Origin of the sequence: Thermococcus sp., assembly GCF_027052235.1 — an archaeon.
Lineage (GTDB): Archaea > Methanobacteriota_B > Thermococci > Thermococcales > Thermococcaceae > Thermococcus.
This window is the reverse complement of the sequence record NZ_JALUFF010000054.1, coordinates 1-2,901: the sequence shown is the minus strand read 5'-3', so window position 1 is coordinate 2,901 and position 2,901 is coordinate 1. Positions and strand designations below refer to the sequence as shown.

Sequence of the window (2,901 nt, the reverse complement as noted above, 5' to 3'; positions counted from 1 at the left end):
GCTCATCGAGAAAGGAATCTCTCCGGAAGAGTTCGCCGAGGAAATCCCACTCGAGAGCCTGATTAAGCTAGACCTCGAGCCAAAGAAAGAGGACGATCTCTGGCATCTCAAGGTCATCTACGTCGACAACTTCGGCAACGTCATACTGAACCTCGAGAACTACGAAAAACCAAAAGCAGTTGAGCTTCCAGATTTCGGCCTCAGAATTCCCTACCGCGAGACCTACGGCCAGGTTACGCCCGGAGAGCTTTTGGCTTTGCCAGGGAGCCACGACTACCTCGAGATAGCCATCAATCGGGGGAGTGCCGCTGAAAAGCTCGCCCTCAGGGTCGGGGACGAGGTGAGGGTGAGGCTCGTTAAGTGAAGCCGAAATTTTAGCTTGGAATTCGGAGGCAAGCCAGGTTGGGAAGGTTTATCAACTTAAAACCCCCAGATTGGGATGGTGAGACGATGGGTGAGATAACCGTGAAAGTCTCCGTTCCCGATGGGATGGAGGAGCTGTTTAAAAAGGAGCTGGAAGCCCTGACGGCGGGCCTTTTGAAGCTGAAGAAAAAGCCCTCCGTTACCCTGGATGACGTCTTTGGAATTATGCCCTCGGAGAAGTCCTCAAAAGAGATGAGGTTGGAGCTGTATGAGGAGCTATTTGGTTGATTCTTCCGTAATCCTTGAGGCCCTCAAGGGAAATCCCAGGGCGAGGGAAGTGCTGAACGACCTTGGGAACAGCCCAAAGTTCATAAACTCCATGGTATTCAGCGAGATGCTCTTCATATTCCTGAAGAACATCACCGGGAAAAGCTACCGCACGTTACGGGGCAACAGAGAGGAAATTCTTAAGCATCGGAAAGAGAGTTCCAAGCTCCACACTTTCCTGCGCGAGAACTTCTCAGAGCTCCCTCTAACGGAGGAGGTAAGCGACCTTGCTTTTGAAATGATGATGAAACATGCTCTCCTCCCCAACGACGCAATAATCCTCGCCACGGCGAAATTCTATAGGATAACCTTGGTGACGCTTGATTCCGACTTCGTAGATGCCGTCAAATTCGAAGGAATACCCTTGGTTGGAGGTGAAACACATGATTAAAAGAGGTCTCTTCGTCGGCCGCTTTCAGCCTGTCCACAACGGCCACATTAAGGCCCTTGAATTTGTTTTCTCCCAGGTAGATGAGGTTATAATCGGGATTGGAAGCGCCCAGGCCAGCCATACGCTCAAGAACCCCTTCACGACGAGCGAGAGGATGGAGATGCTGATCCGGGCCCTGAACGAGGCGGGCCTCGCCGACAAGCGGTACTACCTCATCCCGCTCCCGGACATCAACTTCAACGCGATCTGGGCGACCTACGTGGTGAGCATGGTGCCCCGCTTCGACGTTGTCTTCACTGGAAACTCGCTCGTCGCCCAGCTATTCCGCGAGAAGGGCTACGAAGTTATCGTTCAGCCAATGTTCCGTAAGGACATCCTCTCGGCAACGGAAATCAGGAGGCGCATGGTGGAGGGCGAGCCCTGGGAGGAGCTTGTGCCCAAGAGCGTGGCCGAGTTTATAAAGGAAATCCACGGCGTCGAGAGGATTCAGATGCTTGCGACTAACCTCGAGAAGAACGAGAAGGAGCTTCAGGCGCCAATAAGGATTCCGGAGTTTTGATATCTTTTCTCTCATCTGCTCATCCCTGACCGGAAACCCTTTAGGTTTGAGCAGACAAACAACCATCATGCCCGATGAGGAACTGGCCAGGGAAGTCCAGGAGCTCAAAAAGGCCCTCGAAGTAATGAAGACGAGCTTTGAGATAGTTTCTCAGATGGCCAGGGCATACCTCAGGCTCCTCAACGTTTACGCCGAGTACGGCGGGCTGGGTATAGACGTTGTTATCCCGGAGATAAAGCACGACCCGATAGCGAGGGAGATAGTAAAGATACTCTTCGACCTCAGAAGGGCCAACGTGAGCCAGATAACGCGCGAGCTGAGGGGCAGGCGGGGTAAGGGCTCCCGCAACACCGTGCGGGCAAAGCTGGAGGAGCTTGAGAGGCTGGGCATCGTCAGGGAAGTTCCGGCAAAGAGGGGTAAAACCTACACCCTCTCCAGGGACGTGGTCAAAAGGTGGTTAGAGCTGATCGGAATGCCGATTAGGTTTGAGCAGACTAACGATTATTGAGGTGGTTGATATGGTGGAGGAAACCGAAAAGAAGGCCCCGGCCCAGCTGGAGAAGCTCCTTGAGGAGCTTGTCGAGGAGATAAGGAACGCCAGGAGCGAGGAGGAGGTTGAGCTCCTTGAGAAGAAAGTCGATATGGTGGAGGACCTCATAGAGGCCTACTACGGCGACAGGGACATCGAACAGGCGGCGAAGCTCATGGACAAGATAGGGCCAATGATAGAGGACATCCTTGAGCCACTTAAAGATCTCCTGAGCGAGCTCTACAGCCCGGAGAAGATGCAGGCCATGGGCAAGAGCGTGGCCGAGTTCTACAAGAACCTCGTCGAGGCCGGAATGGACAAGGAAACAGCGACCGAGCTGACCAAGGAGTACATGCAGAGCATCAACGCTCCAAAAGTCCTCCTTGAGACACTAACGGAACTAATGAAGGGCAGAGCTCCTCACCCCCCGGCCCCTCCAATGTCCCCCGAAACACCGAAGCCGCTCAGAAAGTTTGACCATGGGGGGGAGCGGGAGGAGTGATCCTCCGTTCCGTCTTTCGTCTCCTTTTTCACCTTCCGAGGATAGCCTTTCAGGTGGCCGGCATATTCCGGGCCATAAACCGGGGCAAGCGGGCCTTTCGGAAGGGCCTTAGGGACGGGGGCCTTCCGGAAGAGCTCGTCAAGGAGCTGGTGAAGGAATTCAATCCCCTGAAGAATTTTAACCTTAAAGAGTTGAAAGGTATAACCCGAAAGCGTTGGATGGAGTAGATT

6 protein-coding genes are annotated in these 2,901 nt (G+C 53.7%); all 6 read left to right on the top strand.

What is annotated here, in order from left to right; translation table 11 throughout:
* Window positions 1-364, top strand: a 364-nt coding sequence (locus tag MVC73_RS06460) for an SAM hydroxide adenosyltransferase (protein ID WP_297508568.1), incomplete at its 5' end; no start/stop codon positions are given.
* Window positions 365-450: 86 nt separating this feature from the next.
* Window positions 451-651, top strand: a complete 201-nt coding sequence (locus MVC73_RS06455; RefSeq protein WP_297508565.1) for a hypothetical protein — start codon at window positions 451-453, stop codon at window positions 649-651.
* A complete protein-coding gene (locus MVC73_RS06450; RefSeq protein ID WP_297508562.1) occupies window positions 644-1,081 on the top strand; it encodes a type II toxin-antitoxin system VapC family toxin in 438 nt (145 codons plus the stop codon). Before MVC73_RS06455 ends, MVC73_RS06450 begins: the two co-directional genes overlap by 8 nt.
* On the top strand, window positions 1,074-1,640 hold the full coding sequence (locus MVC73_RS06445; protein ID WP_297508559.1) for a nicotinamide-nucleotide adenylyltransferase: 567 nt from the start codon (window positions 1,074-1,076) through the stop codon (window positions 1,638-1,640). The genes MVC73_RS06450 and MVC73_RS06445 overlap by 8 nt, the downstream gene beginning before the upstream one ends.
* Window positions 1,641-1,707: 67 nt before the next feature.
* Complete coding sequence (locus MVC73_RS06440) at window positions 1,708-2,148, top strand: ArsR family transcriptional regulator (RefSeq protein ID WP_297508556.1); 441 nt, start codon at window positions 1,708-1,710, stop codon at window positions 2,146-2,148.
* Between the two features lie 10 nt (window positions 2,149-2,158).
* Window positions 2,159-2,671, top strand: a complete 513-nt coding sequence (locus MVC73_RS06435; RefSeq protein ID WP_297508552.1) for a hypothetical protein — start codon at window positions 2,159-2,161, stop codon at window positions 2,669-2,671.
* Window positions 2,672-2,901 lie beyond the last annotated feature (230 nt).

Excerpts from the sequence above, each read along its gene's own strand:
- MVC73_RS06435 (WP_297508552.1), top strand. The coding sequence starts at position 2,159 with ATGGTGGAGGAAACCGAAAAGAAGGCCCCGGCCCAGCTGGAGAAGCTC.
- MVC73_RS06445 (WP_297508559.1), top strand. The coding sequence starts at position 1,074 with ATGATTAAAAGAGGTCTCTTCGTCGGCCGCTTTCAGCCTGTCCACAAC.
- MVC73_RS06455 (WP_297508565.1), top strand. The coding sequence starts at position 451 with ATGGGTGAGATAACCGTGAAAGTCTCCGTTCCCGATGGGATGGAGGAG.
- MVC73_RS06440 (WP_297508556.1), top strand. The coding sequence starts at position 1,708 with ATGCCCGATGAGGAACTGGCCAGGGAAGTCCAGGAGCTCAAAAAGGCC.